Source organism: Rathayibacter sp. VKM Ac-2928 (genome assembly GCF_022815545.1).
In the GTDB taxonomy this organism is placed as follows: Bacteria; Actinomycetota; Actinomycetes; order Actinomycetales; family Microbacteriaceae; genus Rathayibacter; species Rathayibacter festucae.
The window spans coordinates 57,761-82,229 of record NZ_JALGRU010000004.1 but is presented as its reverse complement, the minus strand read 5'-3'; the positions used below and the strand labels follow the sequence as shown (position 1 = coordinate 82,229).

Here is a 24,469-nt window from a genome sequence, read left to right as displayed (position 1 = left end):
CGTCACGGCGGACCGTCAGGCGATGCGGTCGGCCGAGACGACGACGTTGTCGACGTAGTGGCCGTAGGAGTCGTCGAACACTCCCCCGCAGGTGATCAGGCGCAGCTGCGGAGTCGGGCTCGGGCCGTAGACGTCCTCGGTCGGGAAGTCCTCCTTGGGCACCGAGACGGAGCCGGTGACGGAGAAGGTGCGCGTGCTGCCGTCCGACAGGATCACGTCGACCGTGTCGCCGGGGACGAGGGCCGTGAGGTCCAGGAAGACGCCGGGGCCGATCCGCGAGTCCACGTGCCCCGCGATGACGGAGGGGCCGATGTCGCCGGGGACGACGCCGTCCCGGTACCAGCCGGCCTCGTCGACCTGGACGGGCGGCTGGATCCAGCCGGTGTCGTCGCGGGTCAGCGACTCGAGGGTGGAGTCGACGCCGATCGCGGGGATCACGACGCGGACCGGGGTGACCGCCGAGCGCGCGGGAGCGGCGGCGGCGACCGGGTTCTGCAGCGCGCCCGCGTCACCCGGGGACGGGGTGGCCGGCGCCGTGGTGGCGGGGGCGGCTGAGGAGGCGGACGTCGCCGCGGGGGCGGCCTCCTCCCCCGCGGTGGCGCAGCCGGCCAGGAGCAGGAGCGCCGCGAGGGCGGCTCCCGCTCCGGCGAGGCGGCGCATCAGCTCGCTCGGCCGGTGCCGACCGAGGAGCGGCGCGCGATCAGGGCGAGGGCACCGGCGACCGCGGCGAAGACGCCGAGGACCGAGAGCACGCCGAGGAGTCCGTCGACGAGCGGCGCGGCGGCGGACGTGGTGGAGGCGACGTGCACGGCGGTGGCGCCGCCTCCGGTCTGGATGCCGCCCGTGGGCAGGTCGCCGATGGCGGCCGAGTCGAGCACGGGCGAGACGACGAGGCCGTTCGAGGCGTCGTCGAGGACGAAGAGCGAGGCGACGGACCCGGGCGCGAGGTCGAGGTCGGCCGTCGCGGTCACGGCACCGGCCGAGAGGTCGAGGCTCCACGGGCCGGCGGGGACGCTGGTGTAGCCGGTGGCGGTGCCCTGGGCGGCGCCGGTCGCGAGCAGCGTGCCGGTCGTCGTGGCGACGTCCACCTGGCTCGCGGTGGTCGAGGCCTGGACGACGCGGACCCGGGCCTGGCCGTCGGCGGGCGGGGTGAGGTCGTCGGTGAAGACCGTGGTGCGCAGCACGGCGTTGCGGCCGAGGGCGGCGACGGTCAGCGGGGTGCCGGCCGAGACGTCGACGGACTGCTCGATGACGGGGGCGGTGCCCTCGGGGGCGTCGGACGGGACCATCGCGACGACGTAGGTGCCCGGCTGCAGCGTCCAGTAGGGCGAGACCGCGCCGTACGCGACGCCGTCGAGCTCGAAGCTCGCCCCGCCGCCGCCGAGGGCGGTCAGGGTGACGTCGACCGACTTGGTGTCCGGCGAGAGGTGCGCGACTCGCACCCAGCCGGTGGCCGGCGGCGCCTCGGCCGCCGAGGCGGGCGCGGCGCCGAGGGCGGCGAGCGCGGACACCGCGGCGAGGGCGAGCGCGGCGCGCGCGAGACGGAGGGGGCGGATCGGGTTCATGGCGGGTCCTTCGGGTGGGTCGTGCTACTGAGCGCCCGGGAGCAGCCCGGTCGGCTCATCGAGGTCGAGGGTGACGAGGAGACCCTCGGGGGTCGACTCGACGGACGTCGGGACGAAGTCGCCCGACTGGCTGCCGAGCCAGGTGGTCGCGCTCTGCAGCGCGGCGGCGTCGGCAGGGAGCGCGGCGCCGTTGTAGCCGGACAGGATCATCCGGTGGCGGACGCCGTCGACCTCGCTGGTGCCGACGGGGAAGTCGGCGACCGAGAGCGGGGTGAAGGCGAGCTGCTGGCCGAGCAGGAGGAGGAGCCGCGAGTCGACGCGGCCCCCCTCGAGCAGGGCGCGGGCGGCGTCGGTCGTGGTCAGCGCGGGGTTGGCCGCGAGCTGGGCGCCGGCCGAGGCGCGCGCGGCGGTCAGGACGGTGGCCGCGGCGGCGGCCTGGTCGGTGCCCTGGTCGAGGACGCGGCGCACCTCCACGGCGGTGTCGCCGCTGCCGAAGCTCGCGACGGCCTCCGAGTTGTCGAGCGCCGTCTCGGTCTCGCCGGTCGCGCTCGCCCGCAGGCTCGGCGTGACGAGGATGTAGTCGGCCGCGCGCCAGGCCGAGTCGGGTGCCGCCGCGGAGAGCGTCGACTGCGACACGACGGTGTCGCCGGGGAAGCCGGCGTCGGTGACGTCGCCGACGAGGTCGTCCTGCACCAGGAGCACCGAGGCGGGGTCGATCGTGTCCGCGACCCAGGCGACGGCGGCCTCGGTGGTGCCGGGAGCGGCGGCCGCGACGGGCCCGGTGGCGCCGCCGGCGTCTCCGCCGCCGTTCGTGATCAGCGGGACGGCGACGAGCGCGCCGCCGATGAGCAGCACGGCGGCGCCGATGCCGGCGACGATCAGGACGGTCTTCCGGCGGGGGCGGGGGCTGCCCTCGTCGTCCGCGGCCTCGGCGGAGACGGGATTGCCGTGCCACTGGTGCGCTGTGGCGGGCACGGGCGGCGCGAGGAAGCCGGGGGCGTCGTCGTCGTCGCGGGTGTCGCCGTCGGAGTCGCTGCGGCCGGGGAACGGCGCGGGAGCGAGGAAGCGCTCGCTGAAGAGGTCCTGTGCGGGGTCCTCGGTGCGGTGCTGCGGCGCGGTGTGCTGCTCGGGTCCGCCGATGGATTCCTGCGCGTACTGCTCGGGTGCGTCGTACTGCTCTGGCTCGTCGTACTGCTGCGGCTCGTCGTGCTGTTCGGGCTCGTCGTACGGCTCGGGCTCGACGTGCTGCTCGGGCTGGACGGGCGCGGAGCGGCGGGCCGGATCGGGCAGGAGCAGCCCGAAGGCGCCGCGGCTGCGGCCCTGGACCGGCACGAAGGAGGCGGCGTTCGGGTGCGGGAACTCGAGGTGCTCGGTGTCGAGCTCGCAGACCTCGCCGATGACGGGCGCGAGGGCGGGGCCGTCGGTGTCGGTCGGCGCGAGGGCGAAGCCGCGGAGGAGCGCGGCGTCGACGGTGGGCGCCGGCGGGAGCGGAGGCGCGACGGGCGGTGCGGCCTCGCCAGGGGCCGGCGGCTGGACCGCGGACGGCGCGGAGGTCGGCGGCTCGAAGAACTGCGCGTCGACCGGCTGCGCGTCGGCGGGCGGAGCCGCGGGCGGCCGGGGCGCGGCGAGACGGGTGCCGTCGAACTCGAGGTCCGCGGGCTCCTCGGTCTCGGACCCCTCGGTCTCGTCGGTCTCCTCCGCGGCGGGCTCGACCGGCTGCTCCGCGAGGGGCGGGGCGAGGACGGGCGGGGCCGGGGGTGCGGGCGGCGCCGGAGGCGCGTCGAAGAACTGCGCGTCGACGGGCTGCGGCTCGAAGCGCGACGACGGGGGCGGGGGCGCGAACTCCTCGGCCTGCTGCTCGTGGGTGTGCGGCTCCTCGACCTCCTCGGAGGGCGCGAAGTCGCGCGGGAGGTCGATCATCGGCGACGGCGCGGCGGGCGCCGGGGCGGGCGGCGGCGGGCTGCGGAACGCGCTGTGCGATCCTCCGCCGCGGACCGGGCGCGAGAGATCGGGGACGAAGGAGGCGACCCCCGGATGGGGGAATTCGAGAGCATCCGCGTCGAGCTCGCAGTACTCGCCGATCGCGGGCGCGGGCACGTCGAAGACGTACCCGGCATCCGCGTGCGCCGGAGCGGCGTGCTGCTCGAGGAGGGCGTCCCGGCGGGGAGCCTCCTCGTCGCGCGCCGGAGCCGGCAGGTACTCGGTCACGTCGGGTTCGACTCCGTACGGGGGTTCCCCTTCCCCGGGGGAGTCGCTGCGCCGCGAGCGCGAGAACAGCTGCCGGGCGGCCGAGACGGCGGTGCGCGCCATCAGCGGCGGCTCCGTCCGGCGTCGTTCCGACATTCGAGGGTCACAGCTCCTCTTCGGAGCGGACGCACCGATCGGTCTGGTCTGGCGCGCGTTCCGGAGTGCTGTCCCCACATGCTCATGAGGCGCAGTCTTCCGTATCCGCTGGCGCGAAAGGTACCGGGAGTGGCGCTTGTGATCTGTTCGTCACGCGCTCGACCCTGGGGAGGAGCCTCTGCGGGAGGGGTGCGCCGGGGCCGCCGCGGCGAGGATGATCACAGGATGGACCTCCCGTTCCCCCTCCCCCTCGCCCCGATGCTCGCCAAGGCGGTCGCCGCGGTGCCCGCGCAGGACGCGGTCGACGGCGGCTACTCCTACGAGCCGAAGTGGGACGGCTTCCGCGCCATCGTCTCCGTCTCCGGCGGGGTCTGCGAGATCGGCAGCCGCGGCTCCAAGCCGCTCACCCGCTACTTCCCCGAGCTGGTCGAGGCGTTCCTGCGGCTGCTGCCCGACGGCTGCGTCCTCGACGGCGAGATCGTGCTGGCGACCGGGCCCGGCGGCGCCCAGCGGCTGGACTGGGAGCTGCTCTCGCAGCGCATCCATCCGGCAGCCAGCCGCGTCGCGACGCTCGCGGCCGAGACCCCGGCGATGCTCGTCGCCTTCGATCTGCTCGCCGTGGACGGCCGGAGCCTGCTCGACGAGCCGTACTCGGCGCGGCGCGAGGCGCTCGCCGCCCTGCTGGACGGAGTGACTCCGCCGGTGCATCTTGGCCGGACCACCGCCGAGGAGGCGCTCGCCCGCGACTGGCTGGAGCGGTTCGAGGGCGCGGGGCTGGACGGCGTGATCGCGAAGCCGCTGGCCGCGCCCTACGCTCCGGGCAAGCGGACCATGCTCAAGGTCAAGCACCACCGGACGGCCGACGTGATCGCGATCGGCTACCGCGAGCACACCTCGAAGCCCGGGCTCGGCTCGCTGCTGCTCGGCCTGTACGACACCGACGGGACGCTGCGGCAGGTGGGCGGTGCCTCCGCCTTCACCGACGCCCGGCGGGTCGAGCTGATCGAGGAGCTCGCCGACGTCGTCGAGCGCGGCGCGGACAGCGAGGCGGTGCGCGGCGACGGCGAGCGCAGCCGCTTCTCCGGGAGCCGCGACACCTCGTTCGTGCGGCTGCGACCGGAGAGGGTGCTCGAGGTGCGCTACGACCAGATGGAGGGGGCGAGGTTCCGGCACACCGTGCAGTTCGAGCGCTGGCGGCCGGACCGCGACGCCGGCTCGTGCACCTTCGCGCAACTGGAGCAGCCCACGGCGTATGACCTGGGCGACGTGCTGGGCTGACGCTACTCGGCGGCGTCCTCCCCGGACGCCGCCGCCGGCTTCTTCGCGCGGCTGGGCTGGACGCGGGGCGGCTCGCCCGGCATCTTCGGGAAGTCGGGCGGGAAGGGCAGTTCGCCGAGGCCCGCGGAGAGGTCGCGCTCCCACCAGCCGAGCAGCGCGTCGAGCGTGCCGGGGGCGTCGTGCATCCGCGCCCAGGGGTCGCCCGTCGTGCTCAGGCGCTCGGGAACGGTGCGGATCGTGAACGCGGTCGGATCGATCCCGTCGAGCTCCTCCCACTCGACCGGGCAGGAGACCGGAGCGTGCGCGAGCGGACGCGGACTGTAGGCGCCCGCCATCGTGCGGTCGCGGTTGGCCTGGTTGAAGTCGACGAAGATCCGCTCGCCGCGCTCCTCCTTCCACCACGCCGTCGTGACCTGTTCGGGCATCCGGCGCTCGAGCTCGCGGCCGGCGGCGATCACCGCGTGCCGCACGTCGAGGAACTCGTGCTCGGCCACGATCGGCGCGAACACGTGCAGCCCGCGGTTGCCGGAGGTCTTCACGAACGACTCCAGGCCCGCCTCGCGCAGCACCTCGCGGAGCGCGTGCGCCGCGACGACCGCGTCGGCGACATCGGTGCCCGGCTGCGGGTCGAGGTCGATGCGGAGCTGATCGGGCCGGTCGGAGTCCTCGGCACGGGACGCCCACGGGTGGAAGACGAGGGTGTTCATCTGCGCGGCCCAGACGGCGACGGCGGGCTCGTCGATCACGAGCTGCGGGTGCACGCGGCCGCTCGGATAGGTGACGGGGACGGAGCGGACGTACTCCGGGGCGCCCTTGGGCGGGTTCTTCGAGAAGAACTGGTCGCCGTCGATGCCGGAGGAGAAGCGCTGCAGGGAGATCGGCCGGTCGCCGTTGGCGGCGACGAAGGCCTCGCCGACCGCGATCAGGTACTCCGCCACCTCGCGCTTGGTGATGCCCGGCTCCGGGAACAGCACGCGGCCAGGGCTGGAGACGCGCACCTCCCGGTCGCCGTGCGGTCCGGGGACGGTGAGGACGATGGCGTCGCTGCTGGGCATGTCAGCGAGGCTAGCGGGCGCCGCCGTCGGGCGACAGCGGTCCCCCGGGTCGGCGGCGCAGGCGGATCGGGCCCTTGGCGCGGGAGGGATCGACGATCTGCCCGCCCTGGACGATGTCGATCTCGCCGCGGTCGACGAGGCGGCGGGCGGCGCGGCGGACCGGCTCCATCAGCGGCCGCCACTCCTCTCCCCCGACGCGGCGGGCGACCTCGGACGGGCAGGCGGTGGCGGACGCGGCGCGGGCGAGGAGGACGGTGCGGATCTCCTCCTCGAGGCGCGCCTCCTCCGGGCCGACGCCGCGGCGGCGGCAGGCGTCGGAGCAGTAGCGGACGTTCTCCCAGTCGCGCGCCCACTTCGCGCGCCACTCGATCTCGCGGCCGCAGGAGGCGCAGGTCTTGTTCTCGGGGCGGGTGCTCGATTCGCGAGGGCGGTGGGCCATGGTGTCGAGTCTGCGCGCGTGCGGGCGGGGGTGCCACGGGTTGCGCGGGGAGCGGACGCGGGGATGGGGGTGCTGGGTGTTCGATCTGCAGGCGTTCCGGGGGGTGTGCCGCCCCCGGGGCGGCTGGGAGGGCTCTCGCCGTCGCGTCGCCTGCAGATCGGACGAGCGGTGCGGGCTTCGGGGGGGGGCGGAGGCGGGAGTGTCATACTCCGCAATGAGGCGAACGGACTCCGCCCGGTGCGACAGGCTGGAGGGGCCGTGCTGCGGCGCGATGACGGGCCCGTTCCGCGCCGCATCCCCGATCGATCTGGAGTCTCCGATGAGCCGTGAGAACCTCGCCACCGCATCCGACACCGCCGCGTCCGATCCTGCCGCGTCCGTCGGGTCCGCGCCTGCTGACGGCCGGCCGCACGCCGCCTTCGCCGGGCTCTCGCCCGCGGAGTTCAAGCTCGCGTTCCGCAACCACGCCGCCGGGGTCGCGCTGATCACCGCCGACCCGGGCACCGGACCGGTCGCGCTGACCGCGACGTCCGTCTTCTCGGTGAGCGCCGAGCCGCCGCTGTTCGTGTTCTCGCTGTCCTCGGCGTCGTCGAGTTCGCCGGCCATCCAGGCGTCGGAGACCCTCGTCGTGCACCTGCTCGGCGCCGAGCAGCTCGACCTCGCCCGCCTCGGCTCGACCAGCGGCATCGACCGCTTCGCCGACACCTCGATCTGGTCGCGGCTGCCCACCGGCGAGCCGTACTTCCCCGGCGCGTCCGCGTGGATCCGCGGCACCGTCATCAACCGCATGGAGGCCGGCTCGTCGACGATCGTCGCCGTGCACGCCCTCGAGGCGCACGTCCCCGACGACTCCGACGCCACGGCGCCGCTGGTGTACCACAACCGGACGTGGCACCACCTCGGCGAGCACTCCCGCCTGGGCTGACGCCGGGGGGCGGCCGGCCCACTCCTCGCAAGTTGCGGTAGTCGCGCTCGACTACCGCAACTCTTGAGGAGTCGGCGGCGCCGACCGCGGCTGCGGCCGCGAGTCCGCAGAAGTCGTCGTACCCGAGTGGCCGGTACGACGACTTCTGCGGAGCGATGAGCGGTGAGCGGGGCTCTCGGCTGATGGTCTGGTCGCGGGCGGGTCTCGATACGCGCTGCGCGCTACTCGACCAGCATGGGGCGGCCGCGTACTTCGCCTGCGTGGGGCGCCCGCCTTCTTCGCCCGCATGGGGCGGCCGCGCTCTTCGCCCGTTTGGGGCGCCCGCGTTCTCCGCCTGCATGGGGCGGCCGCGTGCTCGGCCCGCGCCCGGTAACAGCGCGCTCGTTGCGGCCGACGCCGGCGCGCAGGGAGTTCATGCTGATCGAGGAGCGCCCGCAGGGCGCGTATCGAGATCCCGTGTCGGCTCGTCGCGGTGTCGACGTCCTCACGGGTGTCGGCTCTCCCCCGGAGGGTGGGTCTCGATACGCGCTGCGCGCTACTCGACCAGCATGGGGGGCGCTGCGCGCTGCTCGACCAGCTCGGGGTGCGCTGCGCGCTGCTCGACCAGCTCGGGGCGCGCTGCACACTGCTCGACCAGCTCGGGGCGCGCTGTGCGCTGCTCGACCGGCGTGGAGGGGCTGCGCGTGAGCGGCCGAGGCCGGTCAGGCATCCGGGCCGGTGACGACCGGGCGGGCGGGGGTGTTCGACCACTGAGACCAGGAGCCGGGGTAGAGGGACGGGGCGAAGCCGGCGAGGGTGAGGGCGACGGCGTCGGCGGCGGCCGTGACTCCGGAGCCGCAGTAGACGCCGACCGGGGCGTCGGGGCGGACGCCGAGGGACTCGAAGCGGGTGCGCAGGGCGGCGGCGTCGAGGAAGCGGCCGTCGGCGTCGACGTTGCCCGTCGCGGGGGCGTTCAGAGCGCCGGGGATGTGGCCGGCGCGGGGGTCGATCGGCTCGACGTCGCCGCGGTAGCGTTCGGGGGCGCGGGCGTCGAGGAGGACGCCGGAGGACGGCAGCGCGGCGGCCTCGTCGATGTCGAGCACCGGCAAGGCGCCGTAGGCCAGCTCGACGTCGCCCGCGACCGGCGTCACGGGGCCGGCCTCCAGGGTGCGGCCCGAGGCGGTCCAGGCGCGGAGCGAGCCGTCGAGGAGGCGCACGTCGGCGACTCCGGCGGCGCGCAGCAGCCACCAGGCCCGCGCGGAGGAGAGGTTCTTCAGGTCGTCGTAGACGACGACGGCCTGACCCTGGCGCAGGCCCCAGCGGCGCGCCGACTCCTGCAGCGCCTCGATCGGAGGCAGGGGGTGGCGGCCGTCCTCGGGGGCGCCGTGCGCGGCGAGCTCGTGGTCGAGGTCGACGTACACGGCGCCGGGGAGGTGGCCCTCGAGGTACGCGGGGCGGCCGTCGGGCCGGTCGAGGCGCCAGCGCACGTCGAGGACGAGCGGCGGCTCGGGCGAGGCGAGTGCCGCCTCCAGCTCGTCGGGGGTGACGAGCACGTCGGAGCGGAGGGTGGTGGTCATGTCGGTCCTCTCGAGGGGTGCGCTCACAGCGCGGTACCGGGATTCAGGATGCCCTGCGGATCGAAGACCCGCTGCACCGCGCGCTGCAGGGCGACGACGTCGGGGCCGAGCTCGCGGCGGGCCCAGTCGCGCTTGAGGGCGCCGACGCCGTGCTCGCCGCTGACGGTGCCGCCGAGGTCGAGGGCGAGGGCGAAGACGGCCTCGGCCGCGGCGTCGGCCTGGCGGCGGGACCGCTCGGAGTCGTCGCGCAGGCGGATGATCGGGTGCAGATTGCCGTCGCCGGCGTGGGCGAAGACGTAGACGTCGGCGCCGGTGTCCGCGGCGATGGCGTGCACGCGGCGGATCGCCTCGGCGAGGCGGGAGCGGGGCACGGCGATGTCCTCGATCAGCACGCGGCCGCGGGCCTCGATCGCGGGCAGGGCGTCGCGGCGGGCGCTCGCGAGGGCGAGGCCCTCGGCCGGGTCGAGGGTGGTCTCGACGCTGAGCGCGGTCGCGGCGAGCACCGCGCGCACCTCGGCGATCTCCTCGGCGGCGCCGAAACCGTCGGTCTGCACCAGGAGGAAGGCGCCGCCGCGGCCGGCCAGGGTCGAGCCGCGCAGGGCGTCGATGGCCTCGAGTGTGCGGTCGTCGACCAGCTCGAGCACGCTCGGGCGCAGACCCGCACGGGCGAGGGCGACGGCGGCCTCGGCGCCCGCGGCCACGTCGGCGAAGAAGGCGGCGGCGGTCGCGGTCGCCCGCGGCCGGGGCAGCAGGCGGAGGGTCGCGCCGACGACCACGCCGAGGCTGCCCTCGGAGCCGACGACGAGCGCGGTGAGGTCGAGGCCGACGACGCCCTTCACGGTGTCGCGCCCGAGGCGGACCAGCGAGCCGTCGGCCAGGACCACGTCGAGGGCGAGGACGGCGTCGCGGGTGACTCCGTACTTCGCGCCGCGCAGGCCGCCGGCGTTGGTGGCGATGGTGCCGCCGATGGTCGCGATCTCGACGCTGCCGGGGTCCGGGGCGTAGAGGAGGCCGTGCACGGCGGCGGCGCGGTCGAGATCGGCGGTGATGACGCCCGGCTCGACGCGGGCGACGCCGTCGACGGGGTCGATCTCGAGGATGCGGTCGAGGCCCGAGACGTCGAGGACGAGGACGCCCTCCCCCGCGCTGGCGCCGCCGGCGAGTCCGCTGGCGGCGCCGCGGGTGACGACGGGGATGCCGTGGGCGGAGGCGTGCCGGAGCGCGGCGCGGACGTCGTCGACCGAGCGGGCGCGCACGACGCCGAGCGGGGTGCCGCCGGGGGACCAGCCGGAGCGGTCGGCGGTGGGGACGTCGGCGGTGATCTCGACAGGGGTGGGGTCGACGGCGGGGGCGAGCGCGCTCACTCCGCGATCCGCTCGATGATCGGCGCGGCGGCGGCCGACGCCTTCACCCGCTCGAGGAAGAGGACCACCGTCGCGGCGGCCGAGCGGTGCGTCGCGTCGTTCAGCGCGTCGTGGCGGCCGTCGGCGAGGACGTGGATCTCGGCCCGTGGGGCGGTGCGGTAGACGGCGGCCGCCTCCGCGAGCGGGCTGATCGCATCGGCCGCGCCGTGCAGCGCGAGCAGCGGAACGGTGACGGCGCTGGCGGCGACGGCGAGCAGCTCGGGCGGCAGTGCGGCGTCGCGCGCGGCGGAGTCGGTCTCGCGCTCGAGGACGCCGGCGTGGTTCGGGCAGGCGGTCCGCTCGCCGATCCCCCCGCCGCTCTCGGCGCGCACGGGCAGTCCGGCGAGGACGACGGCGTCGACCGGCTCCGTCGCGGCGAGCTCGAGGGCGACGGCCGCGCCGGCGTCGGAGCCGACGAGGACGAGCGGGGCGATGGTCGCGGGGTCGCGGAGGAGGGCGAGCGCGGCGTCGCGGACGCCGGGGGCCGTGGCGTCGCCGAAGGCGCGGACACGGTAGGCGTCGCGGGCGATGCGGCTGCCGAAGCGCTCGTAGACGGCGGGGGTCTCGCCGCGGCCGCCGAGGACGACGAGGGTGCCGCGCGGGGCGATGCCCTCGGGCTCGTCGAAGGCGCGGGCGGCGGGGGCGGTGGTGGGCGGGTGGGTGAGGGTCATGGGGGGCTCCTTGGTAGGGCGGGCGTACCGGCGGGTGAGTGTGCGGAGGGGGTGGGTCTCGATACGCCCCTGCGGGGCCACTCGACCAACATGAGGCTGGCCTGGTGGGGCTGCTCGACCAGCATGAGGACGGGGCTACTCGACCAGCATGAGGACGGGGCTACTCGACGAGCACGGGGACGGGGGCGAGCAGGTCCGCGAGCGGGAGCGGCGCGGCGGCCGCGGCGCGGCCGCGCAGGCCGAGCAGGAGCTGCAGGCGCTCGTTCAGTGGGGCGGGCACGCCGACGCGGCGGGCGAGCAGGACGATCTCGCCGGTGAGGTGGTCGATCTCGCTGCTCGTGCCGCGGGCGGCGCTCTGCCAGGTCGACAGCCGGCCGGCGGTGTGGCCGGGCACGGGATCGACGGCGAGGCGCGTGCCGTCGTCGGGAGCGACCGCGAGGCCGTTGGCGGCGAGGGCGGCGCGCGCCTCCGCGACGAGCAGGACGCGCGCGGCGGCGCGCTGCTCAGCCGGGCCCTCGAACAGGTCGAGGCCGTTGGCCGCGTTGGCGAGCAGCTTGCGGGCCTTCCAGGCACCGATGTCGGGCACGGCGCGGGCGGCGAAACCGGCGTCGCGGAGGATCGCGGCGTACTCCTCCGCGCGCGGATCGGCGGCGTCGGGGTGCCGGCCGATCCAGAGCACGCCCACGGTCGGGAAGGAGGGCGAGACGACCTCGCCGGGCACCAGGAAGCTGGCGGCGATGCCGATCGACACCCCGTAGACCGCGGCGAAGCGGCGCAGCGCGCTGTCCTCGGTGGCGAGTCCGTTCTGCAGGGTCAGCACCGGCAGCTCGGCCCCGGCCCCGCCCCGGGCGAGCGGCGTCCAGGCCCACTCGGCGAGCGCCGCCTCCGCGTCCTGCGCCTTCACCGCGAGCACGAGGACGTCGCCGCGCGCGGGCGCCGCCTCCGCGGGGCCGGCGGCGACGGGCAGCCGGACGATCTCGTCGCCCGCGGGCCGGCGCACCCGCAGCCCGTTCTCGCGGAGGAGCCGCAGGTGCTCCCCGCGCGCCACGAGCAGGACCGGCTGCCCTGCCAGGTGCAGCTGCGCGGCGAGGACCGAGCCGACGGCCCCGCCGCCGATCACGAGGAAGCGGCCGCTCACGGGCGCACCGCCGCTCGGCCGGGGATCGCCGCGAGCAGGGTGCGGGTGTACTCCGCGGCGGGCGAGCCGAAGACGCGGGCGGTGGTCCCAGCCTCCTGCACCCGCCCGCGGTCGAGGACGACGACCTCGTGCGAGACCTCGGCGACGACGGCCAGGTCGTGCGAGACGAAGAGGTAGGCGACGCCGAGGTCGCGCTGCAGCTCGACCAGGAGCTCGAGGATCTGCGCCTGCACGGACACGTCCAGCGCGGAGACCGGCTCGTCGAGGAGCACGAGATCCGGCCCGAGGGCGAGCGCGCGGGCGATCGCGACCCGCTGGCGCTGACCGCCGGACAGCTCGGCCGGCAGCCGGGAGAGGAAGGAGCCGGGCAGCCCGACCCGGTCGAGCAGCTCGCGGGCCCGCTCCAGCCGCGAGGCGCGGTCCCCGATCCGGAACGAGACCAGCGGCTCGACGACCGACTCCAGCACCGTGAAGCGCGGGTCGAGCGCGGCGAAGGGGTTCTGCTGCACGAGCTGGATCCGCCGGCGCAGCGGCCGCCACTGCCGGTCGCTCGCCGCGGTGAGGTCCTCCCCCTCCACGAGCACCCGGCCGCTCGACGCCCGCTCGAGACCGAGGGCGATCCGCAGCGCGGTCGTCTTGCCCGAGCCCGACTCCCCCACCAGCGCGAGGGTCTGCCCCGCGCGGATCGAGAACGAGACGTCGTCGAGCGCGCGGTACGGCGGGCGGCGGCCCGGCAGCGCGAAGTCCTTCACGACGTTCTCGACCCGGACGATCTCCGGAGCGGGCTCGACGTGCTCGAAGCGCGGCACGAGCTCGCCGCCCAGGCCCGGCGCCGCCGCGAGCAGCTCGCGGGTGTACTCCTCCCGCGGCGCGACCAGGATCTGCGCGGGCGGGCCCTGCTCCACCACCCGGCCCTCGCGCAGCACGAGGACGCGGTCGGCCCGGTCGGCGGCGACGGCGAGGTCGTGGGTGATGATCAGCAGCGCGATGCCCTGCTCGCGGACCAGCGACTGCAGGTGATCGAGCAGGCGCTTCTGCACGGTGACGTCCAGGGCCGAGGTCGGCTCGTCGGCGATGATCAGCCGCGGCCGGCCGGCCAGCGCGATCGCGATCAGCGCCCGCTGGCGCAGCCCGCCGGACAGCTCGTGCGGGTACTGCCGGGCGCGCAGCTCCGGATCGTCGATGCCCGACTGCCGGAGCGCCTCGAGCACCTCGGCGTCGACGGAGCGGCGGTCGACGCCGCGCAGGCGCACCGCCTCCGCCACCTGGGCGCCGATGCGCAGCGTCGGGTTGAGCCCGACCATCGGGTCCTGCGGCACGAGGCCGACGAACCGGCCGCGCAGATGCCGGAGCCGCTTCTCGGCCGCACGGGTCACGTCCTCGCCGGCGAGCGCGATCGAGCCGCCGGTGATCCGGCCGCCGGAGGGCAGCAGGCCGAGCACGGCGTTCGCGGTCGTCGACTTGCCCGAGCCGGACTCGCCGACCACGGCGACGATCTCGCCGGCCGCGATCTCGAGCGAGACCTCGTGCACGACCGTGCGCTCGCCGTAGGCGACGCTGAGGCGGTCGAGCCGCACGAGCGGGCCGGAAGCGGCGGGCCCTGCGGAGGGGACCACGCCGGCGCTCATCGCTGCACCTCCTCGAGGCTCTTGGCCACGTGGTTGAGCGCGAAGACCAGCAGCCCGACGAAGAGCCCCGGCAGCAGCGACAGCCACGGGCTGGTGACGAGGTAGTTGCGGCCGCTGGAGATCAGCGTCCCCCACTCCGCTGCGGGCGGCGCCGCGCCGAAGCCGAGGAAGCTCAGCGCGGCGATCGCGATGATCGCGGTGCCGAGATCGAGCACGGCCAGCACGGCGACCGGCCCCCAGGAGTTGGGCAGCACGTGCCGCACGAGCACACGCAGCCGGCTGGCCCCTCCGGTGCGCGCGGCCTCGACGTAGGGCAGCGTGCGCACGCGGAGCACCTCGGCGCGGGTGGTGCGCGCGAAGCCGGGCAGGATGCCGATCCCCACGGCGAGCGCCACCGGCAGCGTGCCGAAGCCGATCGCCGTCACGATCGCCAGGGCGAGCAGCAGCCCCGGGATCGCCAGCAGCACGTCGACGATCCGCATGATCACCGCGTCCACCACTCCGCCCGCGGAGCCGGAGACCACGCCGAGCGTCAGCCCGCCGACCAGGGCGATCGCGAGGGCGATCACCGTCGCCTGCACCGTCAAGGCCCCGCCGTGCAGGACCCGCGCGAACAGGTCGCGGCCCAGCTCGTCGGTGCCGAAGAGGTGCGCGAGGCTCGGCGCCTGCAGCTTGTCGGCCGGCGCGGTCGCCGTCGGGTCGACGCCGGTGAACAGCGCCGGAGCGATCGCCGAGGCCAGGACGAACAGCACGAAGACCAGCGCCAGCACGAAGCCCGGGCGGCGCAGCAGCAGGCGGAGGACCCGCACGCGGCGGGCACCCCGGCCGTGCGCCGCGCGGGTGAGCGGCTCGGGGACGACGAGCGCCTCGGGCCGGGTGAGTTCGAGAGTCATGGTCGGCTCGCCTTCGGTGTCGAGGTGATGCGCGGATCGAGGAGGGGGTAGAGCAGGTCGACCAGGAGATTGATGCCGACGAACACGACGGCCGCCAGCACGACGATCGCCTGGACGACCGGCACGTCCTGGGTGAGCACCGACTCCTGGGCGAGCGTGCCGATGCCCTGCCGGGCGAAGATCGTCTCGGCGACGATCGCTCCCGTGACGGTGTTGCCGGCCAGGATGCCGAGGATCGTCAGCGTCGGCAGCGAGGCGTTGCGGAAGGCGTGCCGCCACTGCACCGCGCCGCGGGAAAGGCCCTTGGCGCGGGCCGTGGTGATGTACGCCTCCGCCTCGACGTCCGCGAAGCTGCGGATCAGCACCTGGGCGAGCATCGCGGAGGTGGGGATCGCCATGGTCACCGCCGGCAGGATCAGGCTCGCCGGGGTCGCGCTGCCGGTGGAGGGCAGCAGGTGCAGCGAGAAGGCGAAGAACTGGATGAGCAGCAGGCCGATCCAGAAGCCGGGGAACGCCACACCCGCGGAGGGCAGCCGGCCGAGCACCGTCTTCAGCGGCCCCCAGCGGACGTACGCCGCCAGGTACGCGAGCACGGTGCCGCCGATCAGCGCGAGGCCGATCGCCAGGGCGCTGAGCTGCAGGGTGCCGGGCAGCTTCTCCGCGATCAGGTCGGTGACCGGGATCCCCTTGGTGATCGAGGTGCCGAAGTCGCCCCGCAGTGCGTTCGCGAGCATCGTCGCGTACTGCTGCCAGACCGGCTGGTCGAGGCCGTAGCGGGCCTGAGCCTCGGCGAGCTGCTGCGGGGTGAGCGAGTCCACCTCGACGTTGTTGGCCGAGAGCAGGAGCGCCAGCGGGTCGCTCGGCAGCAGCCACAGCACCGCGAAGGTCACGGTGTACGCGGCCCAGAGCACCAGCACCGCCTGGCCGAGCCGGCCGAGGAGGTAGCGGCCGAGGCCCGAGGGGGCCGAGCGAGCGCCCGGTCTCCCCGGAGCGGTCCCCGGTGCCGCCGCCGCCGGTGCCGAGCCGAGCGCGGTCACGGCTGAATCCAGGCGTCGGCGAAGTCGCCGAACGCCTCCGAGGTGAAGCGGAAGCCGTGCACCGCCGATGAGACGCCCGCCAGCTGGACCCGCTCGGCGAACGGGAAGACCAAAGCGTTGTCGATCAGGTAGTCCTGCAGCTCGCCGTAGACCTCGGCGCGCGCCGCGGTGTCGACCGTCTGCACGCCCTCGTCGAGCAGGGCCTGCACGGTCGCGGCCTGCTCGGCGTCGAGGCCGTTCGTCGCCTGCGCCTTCGAGCCGGCGTAGCGGGAGTCGATGATCCACTGGATCACTCCCGGGTCGGCCCGCGTGTAGTAGGTCGAGATCAGGTCGTAGTCGCCGCTGTTCAGCACGTCGGCGCGCTGGGCGTTGGTGATCACGTTCAGCTCGAGCTCGATGCCGACCTGCTTCAGCTGGTCCTGGATCAGCTGATCGCCGGCACCGAACTGGGTGACGATCGGCACCGAGAGCGTGAGCCGCCGCCCGTCCTTCGAGCGGTAGCCGTCGTCGCCGAGCTTCCAGCCCGCCTCGTCCAGCAGCTCGCCCGCGCCCTCGGCGTCGAAGGCGAGCTTCGACGACTCGTCTTCGTAGAACGGAGTCGTCGTGTTGTAGATGCTGGTCGCGGCCGGGTAGCCGGAGCCGAAGACCGTCGTCGCGTAGGTGTCGCGGTCGATCGCCTTCTGCACGGCCTGCCGCACCCTCTCGTCCGAGAGGATCTTCCCCTCGGCGACGTTCGGGTAGTAGTTGCTCGCGGGGCCCGGCAGCGAGCGGCTCTCGACCGTGTCGCCGGAGCCCGTGATCACGGCCTGGTCGTTCTCCGAGATCGGGTTCCGCGGCCAGGCGATGTCGATCTCGTCGCTGGTCAGCTGCCCGACGCGGACGCTGTCCTCCGCAACGTAGCTGATGTCGATCCCGTCGAGGTGCGCCTCCCCCGTGTTCTCGCGCAGGGCCGAGCCCCAGGCGTACCCGTCGCGCTTGTCCAGCGTGATGCCGGTGCCGGGGGTGTAGCCGGTCAGCGTGAACGGGCCGGAGCCGACGATCCCGCCGAGGCAGCGCTCCTCGGGCGTCTTCTCGTAGGAGGAGGCGGCGAGGATCGCCAGGTTGGTGGTCGAGGTGCCCTGCAGGAACGCGGCGTTGGGCGTGGAGAAGACGACCTTCACGGTGTCGGCGTCCACGACCTCCGTGCCCGAGTAGCCGGCGAGGTAGACGCCTCCGTAGGCCGAGGGCAGCTGCGCGAGGGTCGCCTTGTCGTTGTCGAACGAGGTCTTCACGCTCTCCGCGGTGAAGGGCGTGCCGTCCGAGAAGGTGACGTCGGTGCGCAGGTCGAAGGTGTACTCGGTGCCCGCGTCGTTGACGCTCCAGTCGGTCGCGAGCCAGGGCTGGATCTCGCCGGTCTCCGGGTCCTGGTCGGTGAGCGAGTCGGCGACGTTGCGGATCACCGTGCGGTGCTCGATCCAGTAGGTCTGGAACGGGTCGACGCAGGAGAACGCGGCGTTGTCGGGGAAGAAGGCGAGTGAGAGCCGGCCGCCGTCGACGGGGGTCGCGTCGTCGGCGGCCGTGCCCGCGCCCGAGGCGCCCGAGCAGGCGGAGAGGGCCAGCGCGGAGGCGAGGGCGAGCGCGGCGGCGGCGGTGCCCGATCGTCGGAGGGGGCGTGAGCGGTGGAACGTCATGGCGGTGGTCTCCCGTGCAGAGAAGTCGGAGTGCGGGGTGTCGGAGTGCGGGGTGTCGGAGTGCGGGCTGTCAGAGCGCGGCGGCCGCGAGCGAGCGCGTGCCGGCGATCAGGAGGGCGGCGTCGTCCTGCGGCGGGTGCACCCGGGACGCCAGGACGTCGCGGAGGTGCCGCTCGAGCGGGTGGTGCCGGGTGAGCCCGGGGTTGCCGAGCGCGGCGACGGCCGTCTCGACCGCGGTGACGGCCGAGCGGGTGGCGAGCAGCTTGCCGACCACGAGGCGCTCGGCGGCGCGCGGATCGCCCGCATCCACTCGCGCGGCCAGCGAGAGCAGCACCTCCTCGGCCTGCACCAGCTGCGCCTGGATCTCGCCGGCGACCGAGCGGATCCGCTCCGTCGTGGCGATCGGCCGGCCGAGCGAGGTGGGCACCCGGTCGTTCGCGAAGCGCACGAAGAAGCTCTGCGCCGCCCGTCCGACGCCGACGTAGAGCGCCGCGACCGCGAGACCGAAGCCGCCGGCCGCCCCGGACTCGGGCGCGAGCTGCGAGCGGGGCGTCCCGCGGAAGTGCTCCAGCGGCAGGCGGACCTGCTCGTAGACCACGTCGTGCGTGCTCGAGGCCCGCTGGCCCAGGTGGTCCCAGGTCCGCTCGATCCGGACCCCGGGGGCGTCGCCGGGCACGATCGCGTGCGCGAGCTCGGGCTCGCCCGACGCCCCGCCGTGATCGACCGCCCAGACCAGGTGGTACGCCAGCCCCTCCGAGCCGGTGGCGAAGCCCTTGCGGCCCTCGAGCAGCCACCCGTCGCCGTCGCGGCGGATCGTCGTGGCGGGCAGGCCGCCCCGGGCGGGAGCGCCCCACTCGGGCTCGGCGCGCACCGCGTTGAGCAGCACGGGGCGCTCGGCGGAGTCGGCGAGCACCGAGCGGTAGAGCTCCTCCGGCCAGAGCGCGGCGCGGTCCTGCGCGGCGTGCTGCAGCACGGTCATCGCCGAGATCAGCGCCACCGCCGGGTCGCCCTGGCCGAGCGCGCCGAAGACGCGGACCAGGTCGACGGTGGTGGCGGGCGTGCCGCCGTAGCGGGTGCCGACTCCGAGGGAGAGCAGTCCCGCCTCGTGCACCGCCTGGATCCCCTGCCAGGGGAACTCGGCGGTGCGGTCGTAGTGCTCGGCGGTCTCGGCCAGGCGGGCCGTGATCCGGGCGAGCGCGCGGTCGGAGACATCGGGCGCGGGCAGGACCGCGGCGGCGGAGCGGACCGTGGCGGCCTGTCCCGTGAGCAGCGTCACGCGATCGCCCCGGCCAGCTCGACCTCGAGCGGCGGCTGCGCGACGACCTCGCCGCGGCGCCCGGTCGCCTCGCGGTGCGCGAGCTCCTCGCGGACCAGCGGGATGACGTACCGGCCGTAGTCGACCGCGTCGTTCAGGTTGTCGTAGCCGCGGATCGAGATCAGGTCGGCGCCGAGGTCGACGTAGTCGAGGATCGCCGCGGCGACCGTCTCCGGCGTGCCGACGAGCGCGGTGGAGGCGCCGGCCGCCCCGGTGGCGGTCGCGGTCGGCGTCCAGAGCGCGCGGTCGTGCAGGTCCTTCCGCCGCGCGATGTCGAGGAGGCGCTGCGAGCCGACGTTCGCCGGGCCGGTGGCGCTCGGCGTCTGCACCCAGAGTCCCTTCTCGCCCTTCCGCGGGTTCGTCGTGCCGCCACGGCTCTGCAGGATGCCGAGGATCCGGTGCGCCTTCTCCCAGGCGAGCTCCTCGGTCGGCGCGATGATCGGCCGGAAGGTGACCCAGGTGCGCGGGGTGTCCGCGCGGCCGGCGGCGAGCGCCGCGTCCGCGATCCGGTCGATCTGCTGCTGGGTGTCGGCCAGCGGCTCGCCCCAGAGGCCGAAGACATCCGCGAGCGCGCCGCCCTGGCGGTAGGCCTCGTCGCTCGAGCCGCCGACCGAGATCGGGATGGTGCCGCGCACCGGCCGCACCCGCGAGACGAAGTCCTCGAAGCGGTAGTACTCGCCCTCGTGATCGAACGGCTCGGTCGCCGACCAGACCTTCCGGAGGATGCGGAGGTACTCCTCCTGCCGGGCGTAGCGCTCGGCCTTGCTCAGCCGGTCGCCCTCGCGGGCCTGCTCGTGGTCGTTCCCGCCGGCGATGAAGTGCACGACGGCCCGGCCGCCCGAGAGCTGGTCGAGAGTGGCGAGCGCCTTCGCCGCGACGGTCGGGTAGACCGTGTTGGGCCGTAGCGCGACGATCGGCTTCAGGTGCTCGGTGTACTGGGTGACCGCGGCGGCGATCGTGAACGGGTCGTGGCCGGCCGAGCCGTAGGGCACCAGCGTGTAGTCGAAGCCGCCGTCCTCGAGGATCCGGGAGTAGCGGCGCAGGTAGGCGACGTCGATGGCCGGGTCGGCCAGGCCGTTGACCTCGTTGGAGTGGTTGACGTTGATCGCGGAGATGAACTCGACGGTCATGGGAGGTCCTTTCGAGAGGGTGCGGAGGCGCACCGGAGGCGCGCGGGCACGCCGGAGGAGCGCGGGAGGGCGCGGAGAGAGGGACGCGCGGCGGGCGGCGGCGCGCACATGCCGGGACAGGCGGCGAGGGCCAGGCCGTCGGGCGGAGGAGTCGGGCGACGCGGAGGCGTCAGCGGGAGACCGGACAGGAACATCCGCGCACCGGCGCGAAGGGGTTCCCGTCCGAGGACATTCGAGTGCCGACGCTCCCGCGGCTCGCTGCACCGGTCGCGCCGAGCGGCGCGGCGGCGGTGAGGGCGGGCGGGAACGTCATGGCTCCGACGCTACGGGCGAGGTGCTCCGGGGGTCCAACGATGATTCCGGATGCGTTCCGATCGGCGATCCCGATCGTTGGTAACGATTCGTCACACCCGCGTCGGCGGCCGCGACGGAGGTCACACTCGCGCGCCCGCGGGCACCGCGACCGGCCGCGCCCGCACGGTGCCGAAGACCTCCGCGAGCGCGGCGAGCGCCGTGTCCTCGACGTCCGGGGCGAGGCCGCGCCGCGAGACGAGGCGCAGGTTGACCGAGCCGAGCGCCGGCAGGTCGTGCCGCTCGACGAGTCCCTCGGCGACCGCGCCGCGGTGCGCGGTCGGCAGCACCGCGACTCCGACACCGGCGCGGGCCGCCGCGATCACGCCCTCCAGCCCCGCCGACTCGGCGACCACCCGCACCTCGTGGCCGAAGGCGCCGAGCTGCTGCAGCGCGCGCTGGCGCATCCCGCACGGCTCGGAGTAGGCGACGAGCGGGATCGGCGCGTCCTCCGGCGGCTGCCAGCCGGGTGCCGAGTACCAGTCGAGCGGCAGCGTCGCGACCTGGCGGCCCGGCAGGTCGCCGCCCACGCCGAGGATGACGGCGAGATCGACGACGCCGCGGGCCACCGCCTCCGCCAGATGAGTGGAGCGGTCGAGCGTGAAGGTGAGCGGGCGGTCGTCGAAGGCGCGGTGCAGCGTCTGGAGGAGGCGCGGCAGCAGCTGCTCCGCGGCCGGCTCGGTCAGGCCGAGGGCGAGCGGGTTCTCGCTCGCCGCGTCGAGCAGCTCCAGCGCGTCGTCGTGCACGGCCAGGATCCGGCGGGCCTGCACCAGGAGGCGCTCGCCGGCCGGCGTGAAGCGGGCCCGGCGCCCGACCTTCTCGATGAAGGTGCGCTCGAGCCGCCGCTCGAGCGTGCGGACGTGCTGCGAGACCGTCGGCTGGCTGATGTGCAGGGCGACGGCCGCCCGGCCGAACCCGCCGCAGTCGGCGATCGCCACGAGCGTGCGCAGGTGGACGATGTCGAGCGTCTCGGGCATCCCCCGACGCTACGCACGCGCCCGACCCGGGGCGACCGACGGCGCAACACGCGGACATCTCCCCTGCGCACGCGAACGGCCGAGGTCCCCGCTGCTGCGGAGCGCCCCGGCCGTCCCGTGCGAACGCCTCTCGGATCAGGCGCCGGAGATGCCCACGTACCCGTTCGGCTGCCAGTCCCAGAGCGCCCGGCCGTTGGCGCTGCGCACTACGAGGTTGCCGTCGTTCTGCATCGTCAGCACCGATCCCGGATTGCCGCCGGTCCCGGAGGACCACAGCGCTCGGCCCGAGGCGCTGTAGACGACCGCGTTGCCGTCGTTCTGCATCACGAAGCGGTTGCCCGCGCCGGAGGTTCCCGTGCTCCACAGGGCGACGTCGCCGGAGGGACTGCCGTAGTACACGACGACGTTGCCGTCGCTCTGCAGCACCGTGCGGACGTCCCCGCCTCGCGAGCGGAGGGACTGGCCGACGGAGAGCTGCGCGCCGGGCACCAGCGAGTCGCGGTACGCCGGGCTTCCGCCGTCGCTCGACCAGAGAGCGCGGAACGAGCTCGAGTAGAGCACCAGGTTGCCGTCGTTCTGGAGCACCAGCTGGGCACCGTTGAAGCCGGACGTGCCGGTGAACCACACCGCCGCTCCGCCCTGATAGCTGACGAGGTCGCCCGCCTCGAGGGCGAGCCGCGTGCCGCCGCTCGTCCCGGCACTCCAGCGGACCCCGCTCTGCCCGATGACGACGAGGTTGCCGTCGTTCTGGTAGACGGCGCGGTAGCGGCCGTCGGCGGAGGCGAGCGCCTGACCGCGGTCGAGCTGCCGACCCTCGACGAGGGTGGTCTCGCCGCGGCTCGCCCAGAGCGGTGCCGCCGTGGCGGAGTAGGAGACGAGGTTGCCGTCGGCCTGGATCGCGAGGAACGACGGCTCCCCGCGGCCGTTGCTGCCGCTGGCCCACAGCGCCGCGCCCTGCGCGGAGTAGATCACGATGTTGCCGTCGCGCTGGAGCGTGAGCGAGTTGCCGGCACCCGAGGTGCCACTGACCCAGAACGCCCCACCGTTCGGGTCGTAGACGACCGCGTTGCCGTCGGTCTGCATCACGAAGCGGAAGACGCCCTGGCTGCCGAGGTTCGACCGGAGCTCCTCACCGGCCTTCAGCGTCGCTCCGACGGCGAGCCGATCGCCGGTCGCGACGGCCGCGGCGGCGGTCTCGGCGTGCAGCGCCGGCGGAGCTGCGAGCGCGGGACCGGCGACGGCGCCGCAGGTCAGGGTGGTGGCGAGGACGACGGCCGCGAGGCGGCCTCGAGTGGACAGGATCATGTGGTTCCCCCGGTGAATCGATCGCCCGCGGCAGTGCGGGCCCGCTCATCCTGGCAGTCGCGCACGACGGCCCGCCGAAGGCGTTCTCACGATCCGATCACGGCCGCACGACGAGGCGGCCCCTCCCCCGGCCCGCCCTGTCGGACGGTCGTGGAAGGGGCCGCGCGACTCGGCGGATCAGTGCGCGAGCACCGGCTCCGCGGACGCCCCGGACGAGACCGCCAGGCCCGCCGAGCGGCGGCGGAACAGCAGCACCGAGAGCACCGCGCCGAGGGCGAAGAAGCCCGCGCCCCAGCCGTAGGCGACCGCGTAGCTCTGCACGGCGGCCTCCGCCGCGGTCGCCGCCGTGGTCGGGGTGTGCGTGAGGAGGTAGTCGGTGACCGCCGTCGCCGCGAGCGTGTTCAGCAGCGCGGTGCCGATTGAGCCGCCGACCTGCTGGCTGGTGTTGACCATCGCCGAGGCGACGCCGGCGAAGCGCATGTCGACTCCGCGGGTGGCGGTCTGCATCGAGCCGGGCATGATCGAGCCCATCGCGAAGCCGAGCACCATCAGCGCCGGCAGCACGTCGGCCGCGTAGCCGCTGTCGAGGTCGAGGCGGGTGAGCAGGAGCATGCCGACCACGCCGAGCAGCATGCCGAAGGTCACCATGATCTTCGGTCCGAAGCGCGGCAGCAGCAGGTTGGTCGAGAGCTGCGCGGCGAGCACGAGCATCCCGATCATCGGCAGGAACGACAGCCCCGTCTGGATCGGCGAGTAGCCGAGCGAGACCTGCAGGTAGTACGTGACGAAGAGGAAGATCCCGAACATCCCCGCGCCGGCGATCAGCACCGAGAGGTACGCGGCACCGCGGTCGCGGTCCAGCACGATCTGCAGTGGCAGCAGCGGGTGCTCGGTGCTGCGCTGGCGGAGCACGAAGCCGACGAGGAGCACGACGGCCGCGGCGAGCGGCACCCAGGTCATCGGCGAGTCCCAGCCGTCGGTCTCCGCGTTGGCGAAGCCGAAGACCAGGCCGAAGAGGGCGGCCGAGACGAGGATCGTCCCGGGCACGTCGAGCCGCGGGCGCGGGCCGACCCGGTCGATCGTCGGCACGAAGACGATCGCGCCGATGACCGCGACGACCGCGATCACGACGTTGATGTAGAGGTTCCAGCGCCAGTCGAAGCTCTCGGTCAGCACGCCGCCGAGCAGGAGACCGACCGCGCCGCCGGCGCCGGCGATCGCGCCGAAGACGCCGAACGCGCGGGCGCGCTCCTTCGGGACGGTGAAGGTGGTGGTGAGCACGGCGAGGGCGGTCGGCGCGAGGAGGGCGCCGAACACGCCCTGCAGGGCGCGGGCCGCGATGAGCAGCTCGAAGTTGGGGGCGGCTCCGCCGAGCGCGGAGGCGATCGCGAAGCCGATCAGGCCGATGACGAAGGTGCGCTTGCGGCCGATCAGGTCGGAGAGGCGCCCGCCGAGCAGCAGGAGGCTGCCGAAGGCGAGCGAGTAGGCGGTGACGACCCACTGGCGGTCGCCGTCCGAGAAGCCGAGGTCGGCCTGGGCGGCGGGGAGGGCGATGTTCACGACGGTGGAGTCGAGCACGACCATGAGCTGGGCGAGCCCGACGGCGACGAGCGTCCACCAGCGGCGGGAGGACGGGGCCGGAACCGCGGGGGCGGCGGAGTCCGGCAGTGATGTGGTCTGCGACATGGAGGAGACCATATACGAGACTCACTAGTTTCGGAACTGCGGAGTTCTTCAATTAGCATGGTGTTCACACGGGCCGTTCGCGCGGCCCTCCCGAACCGATTGGA

Annotated in this window: 20 protein-coding genes; 2 read left to right on the top strand and 18 right to left on the bottom strand. The window is 74.7% G+C overall.

Going from position 1 to position 24,469, the window contains the following annotated elements; all coding sequences use genetic code 11:
* Positions 1–15: 15 nt before the first annotated feature.
* The 3 genes from MT350_RS14890 to MT350_RS14880 are packed head-to-tail and all read right to left on the bottom strand — an operon-like array spanning position 16 to position 3,875.
* Positions 16–660 (bottom strand): class F sortase, encoded by a 645-nt coding sequence (locus tag MT350_RS14890; protein WP_243616238.1) that lies wholly within the window; start codon positions 658–660, stop codon positions 16–18.
* The gene (locus tag MT350_RS14885; RefSeq protein WP_243599861.1) at positions 660–1,565 is read right to left on the bottom strand and encodes a DUF4397 domain-containing protein; all 906 of its coding nucleotides are present in this window, start codon (positions 1,563–1,565) and stop codon (positions 660–662) included. Before MT350_RS14885 ends, MT350_RS14890 begins: the two co-directional genes overlap by 1 nt.
* Before the next feature lie 24 nt (positions 1,566–1,589).
* Positions 1,590–3,875: a hypothetical protein gene (locus tag MT350_RS14880; protein ID WP_243616237.1), complete on the bottom strand. Its 2,286-nt coding sequence runs from the start codon at positions 3,873–3,875 to the stop codon at positions 1,590–1,592.
* A gap of 258 nt (positions 3,876–4,133) precedes the next feature.
* Here MT350_RS14880 and MT350_RS14875 point away from each other — a divergent pair, with 258 nt between their 5' ends.
* The gene (locus tag MT350_RS14875; protein WP_243616236.1) at positions 4,134–5,186 is read left to right on the top strand and encodes an ATP-dependent DNA ligase; all 1,053 of its coding nucleotides are present in this window, start codon (positions 4,134–4,136) and stop codon (positions 5,184–5,186) included.
* A 2-nt stretch (positions 5,187–5,188) separates the two neighbouring features.
* Here the strand turns inward: MT350_RS14875 and ligD are convergent, their stop codons facing one another.
* Positions 5,189–6,241, bottom strand: a complete 1,053-nt coding sequence (ligD, locus tag MT350_RS14870) for a non-homologous end-joining DNA ligase (RefSeq protein ID WP_243616235.1) — start codon at positions 6,239–6,241, stop codon at positions 5,189–5,191.
* Between the two features lie 10 nt (positions 6,242–6,251).
* Positions 6,252–6,680, bottom strand: coding sequence for a DUF2256 and DUF3253 domain-containing protein (locus MT350_RS14865; protein ID WP_123732960.1), 429 nt, complete (start codon positions 6,678–6,680; stop codon positions 6,252–6,254).
* Positions 6,681–6,999: 319 nt separating this feature from the next.
* Here MT350_RS14865 and MT350_RS14860 point away from each other — a divergent pair, with 319 nt between their 5' ends.
* Positions 7,000–7,605, top strand: coding sequence for a flavin reductase family protein (locus MT350_RS14860; RefSeq protein ID WP_243599857.1), 606 nt, complete (start codon positions 7,000–7,002; stop codon positions 7,603–7,605).
* Between the two features lie 701 nt (positions 7,606–8,306).
* Here MT350_RS14860 and MT350_RS14855 read toward each other — a convergent pair.
* The 13 genes from MT350_RS14855 to MT350_RS14795 all read right to left on the bottom strand — a co-directional run bounded on the left by MT350_RS14855 (position 8,307) and on the right by MT350_RS14795 (position 24,365).
* Positions 8,307–9,161 (bottom strand): sulfurtransferase, encoded by an 855-nt coding sequence (locus MT350_RS14855; protein WP_243599856.1) that lies wholly within the window; start codon positions 9,159–9,161, stop codon positions 8,307–8,309.
* Between the two features lie 23 nt (positions 9,162–9,184).
* Positions 9,185–10,525, bottom strand: a complete 1,341-nt coding sequence (locus tag MT350_RS20520) for an FAD-binding oxidoreductase (protein WP_243599855.1) — start codon at positions 10,523–10,525, stop codon at positions 9,185–9,187.
* Complete coding sequence (locus tag MT350_RS14845; RefSeq protein WP_243599854.1) at positions 10,522–11,235, bottom strand: alpha/beta hydrolase; 714 nt, start codon at positions 11,233–11,235, stop codon at positions 10,522–10,524. Before MT350_RS14845 ends, MT350_RS20520 begins: the two co-directional genes overlap by 4 nt.
* 160 nt (positions 11,236–11,395) lie before the next feature.
* Complete coding sequence (locus tag MT350_RS20515; protein WP_243599853.1) at positions 11,396–12,373, bottom strand: ketopantoate reductase family protein; 978 nt, start codon at positions 12,371–12,373, stop codon at positions 11,396–11,398.
* The gene (locus tag MT350_RS14835) at positions 12,370–14,001 is read right to left on the bottom strand and encodes an ABC transporter ATP-binding protein (RefSeq protein ID WP_243599852.1); all 1,632 of its coding nucleotides are present in this window, start codon (positions 13,999–14,001) and stop codon (positions 12,370–12,372) included. Before MT350_RS14835 ends, MT350_RS20515 begins: the two co-directional genes overlap by 4 nt.
* Positions 13,998–14,894 (bottom strand): ABC transporter permease, encoded by an 897-nt coding sequence (locus tag MT350_RS14830; protein WP_243599851.1) that lies wholly within the window; start codon positions 14,892–14,894, stop codon positions 13,998–14,000. Before MT350_RS14830 ends, MT350_RS14835 begins: the two co-directional genes overlap by 4 nt.
* Positions 14,891–15,931 (bottom strand): ABC transporter permease, encoded by a 1,041-nt coding sequence (locus MT350_RS14825; RefSeq protein WP_243599850.1) that lies wholly within the window; start codon positions 15,929–15,931, stop codon positions 14,891–14,893. The genes MT350_RS14830 and MT350_RS14825 overlap by 4 nt, the downstream gene beginning before the upstream one ends.
* Positions 15,928–17,601, bottom strand: coding sequence for an ABC transporter substrate-binding protein (locus MT350_RS14820; RefSeq protein WP_243599849.1), 1,674 nt, complete (start codon positions 17,599–17,601; stop codon positions 15,928–15,930). Before MT350_RS14820 ends, MT350_RS14825 begins: the two co-directional genes overlap by 4 nt.
* Before the next feature lie 70 nt (positions 17,602–17,671).
* Positions 17,672–18,877 (bottom strand): acyl-CoA dehydrogenase family protein, encoded by a 1,206-nt coding sequence (locus MT350_RS14815; protein WP_243599848.1) that lies wholly within the window; start codon positions 18,875–18,877, stop codon positions 17,672–17,674.
* On the bottom strand, positions 18,874–20,046 hold the full coding sequence (locus MT350_RS14810) for an LLM class flavin-dependent oxidoreductase (protein WP_243599847.1): 1,173 nt from the start codon (positions 20,044–20,046) through the stop codon (positions 18,874–18,876). The genes MT350_RS14815 and MT350_RS14810 overlap by 4 nt, the downstream gene beginning before the upstream one ends.
* Before the next feature lie 434 nt (positions 20,047–20,480).
* Positions 20,481–21,374: a LysR family transcriptional regulator gene (locus MT350_RS14805; protein WP_243599846.1), complete on the bottom strand. Its 894-nt coding sequence runs from the start codon at positions 21,372–21,374 to the stop codon at positions 20,481–20,483.
* Positions 21,375–21,509: 135 nt separating this feature from the next.
* Positions 21,510–22,679: a hypothetical protein gene (locus tag MT350_RS14800; protein ID WP_243616234.1), complete on the bottom strand. Its 1,170-nt coding sequence runs from the start codon at positions 22,677–22,679 to the stop codon at positions 21,510–21,512.
* Positions 22,680–22,856: 177 nt separating this feature from the next.
* Complete coding sequence (locus MT350_RS14795) at positions 22,857–24,365, bottom strand: MFS transporter (RefSeq protein WP_243599844.1); 1,509 nt, start codon at positions 24,363–24,365, stop codon at positions 22,857–22,859.
* Positions 24,366–24,469: the final 104 nt, after the last annotated feature.

Coding starts and splice junctions, on each gene's coding strand:
- MT350_RS14885 (WP_243599861.1), bottom strand. CDS start 1,565: ATGAACCCGATCCGCCCCCTCCGTCTCGCGCGCGCCGCGCTCGCCCTC.
- MT350_RS14835 (WP_243599852.1), bottom strand. CDS start 14,001: ATGAGCGCCGGCGTGGTCCCCTCCGCAGGGCCCGCCGCTTCCGGCCCG.
- MT350_RS14860 (WP_243599857.1), top strand. CDS start 7,000: ATGAGCCGTGAGAACCTCGCCACCGCATCCGACACCGCCGCGTCCGAT.
- MT350_RS14845 (WP_243599854.1), bottom strand. CDS start 11,235: ATGACCCTCACCCACCCGCCCACCACCGCCCCCGCCGCCCGCGCCTTC.
- MT350_RS14880 (WP_243616237.1), bottom strand. CDS start 3,875: ATGGCGCGCACCGCCGTCTCGGCCGCCCGGCAGCTGTTCTCGCGCTCG.
- MT350_RS14855 (WP_243599856.1), bottom strand. CDS start 9,161: ATGACCACCACCCTCCGCTCCGACGTGCTCGTCACCCCCGACGAGCTG.
- MT350_RS14810 (WP_243599847.1), bottom strand. CDS start 20,046: ATGACCGTCGAGTTCATCTCCGCGATCAACGTCAACCACTCCAACGAG.
- MT350_RS14865 (WP_123732960.1), bottom strand. CDS start 6,680: ATGGCCCACCGCCCTCGCGAATCGAGCACCCGCCCCGAGAACAAGACC.
- MT350_RS14820 (WP_243599849.1), bottom strand. CDS start 17,601: ATGACGTTCCACCGCTCACGCCCCCTCCGACGATCGGGCACCGCCGCC.
- MT350_RS14830 (WP_243599851.1), bottom strand. CDS start 14,894: ATGACTCTCGAACTCACCCGGCCCGAGGCGCTCGTCGTCCCCGAGCCG.
- MT350_RS14890 (WP_243616238.1), bottom strand. CDS start 660: ATGCGCCGCCTCGCCGGAGCGGGAGCCGCCCTCGCGGCGCTCCTGCTC.
- MT350_RS14875 (WP_243616236.1), top strand. CDS start 4,134: ATGGACCTCCCGTTCCCCCTCCCCCTCGCCCCGATGCTCGCCAAGGCG.
- ligD (WP_243616235.1), bottom strand. CDS start 6,241: ATGCCCAGCAGCGACGCCATCGTCCTCACCGTCCCCGGACCGCACGGC.
- MT350_RS14795 (WP_243599844.1), bottom strand. CDS start 24,365: ATGTCGCAGACCACATCACTGCCGGACTCCGCCGCCCCCGCGGTTCCG.
- MT350_RS14805 (WP_243599846.1), bottom strand. CDS start 21,374: ATGCCCGAGACGCTCGACATCGTCCACCTGCGCACGCTCGTGGCGATC.
- MT350_RS14800 (WP_243616234.1), bottom strand. CDS start 22,679: ATGATCCTGTCCACTCGAGGCCGCCTCGCGGCCGTCGTCCTCGCCACC.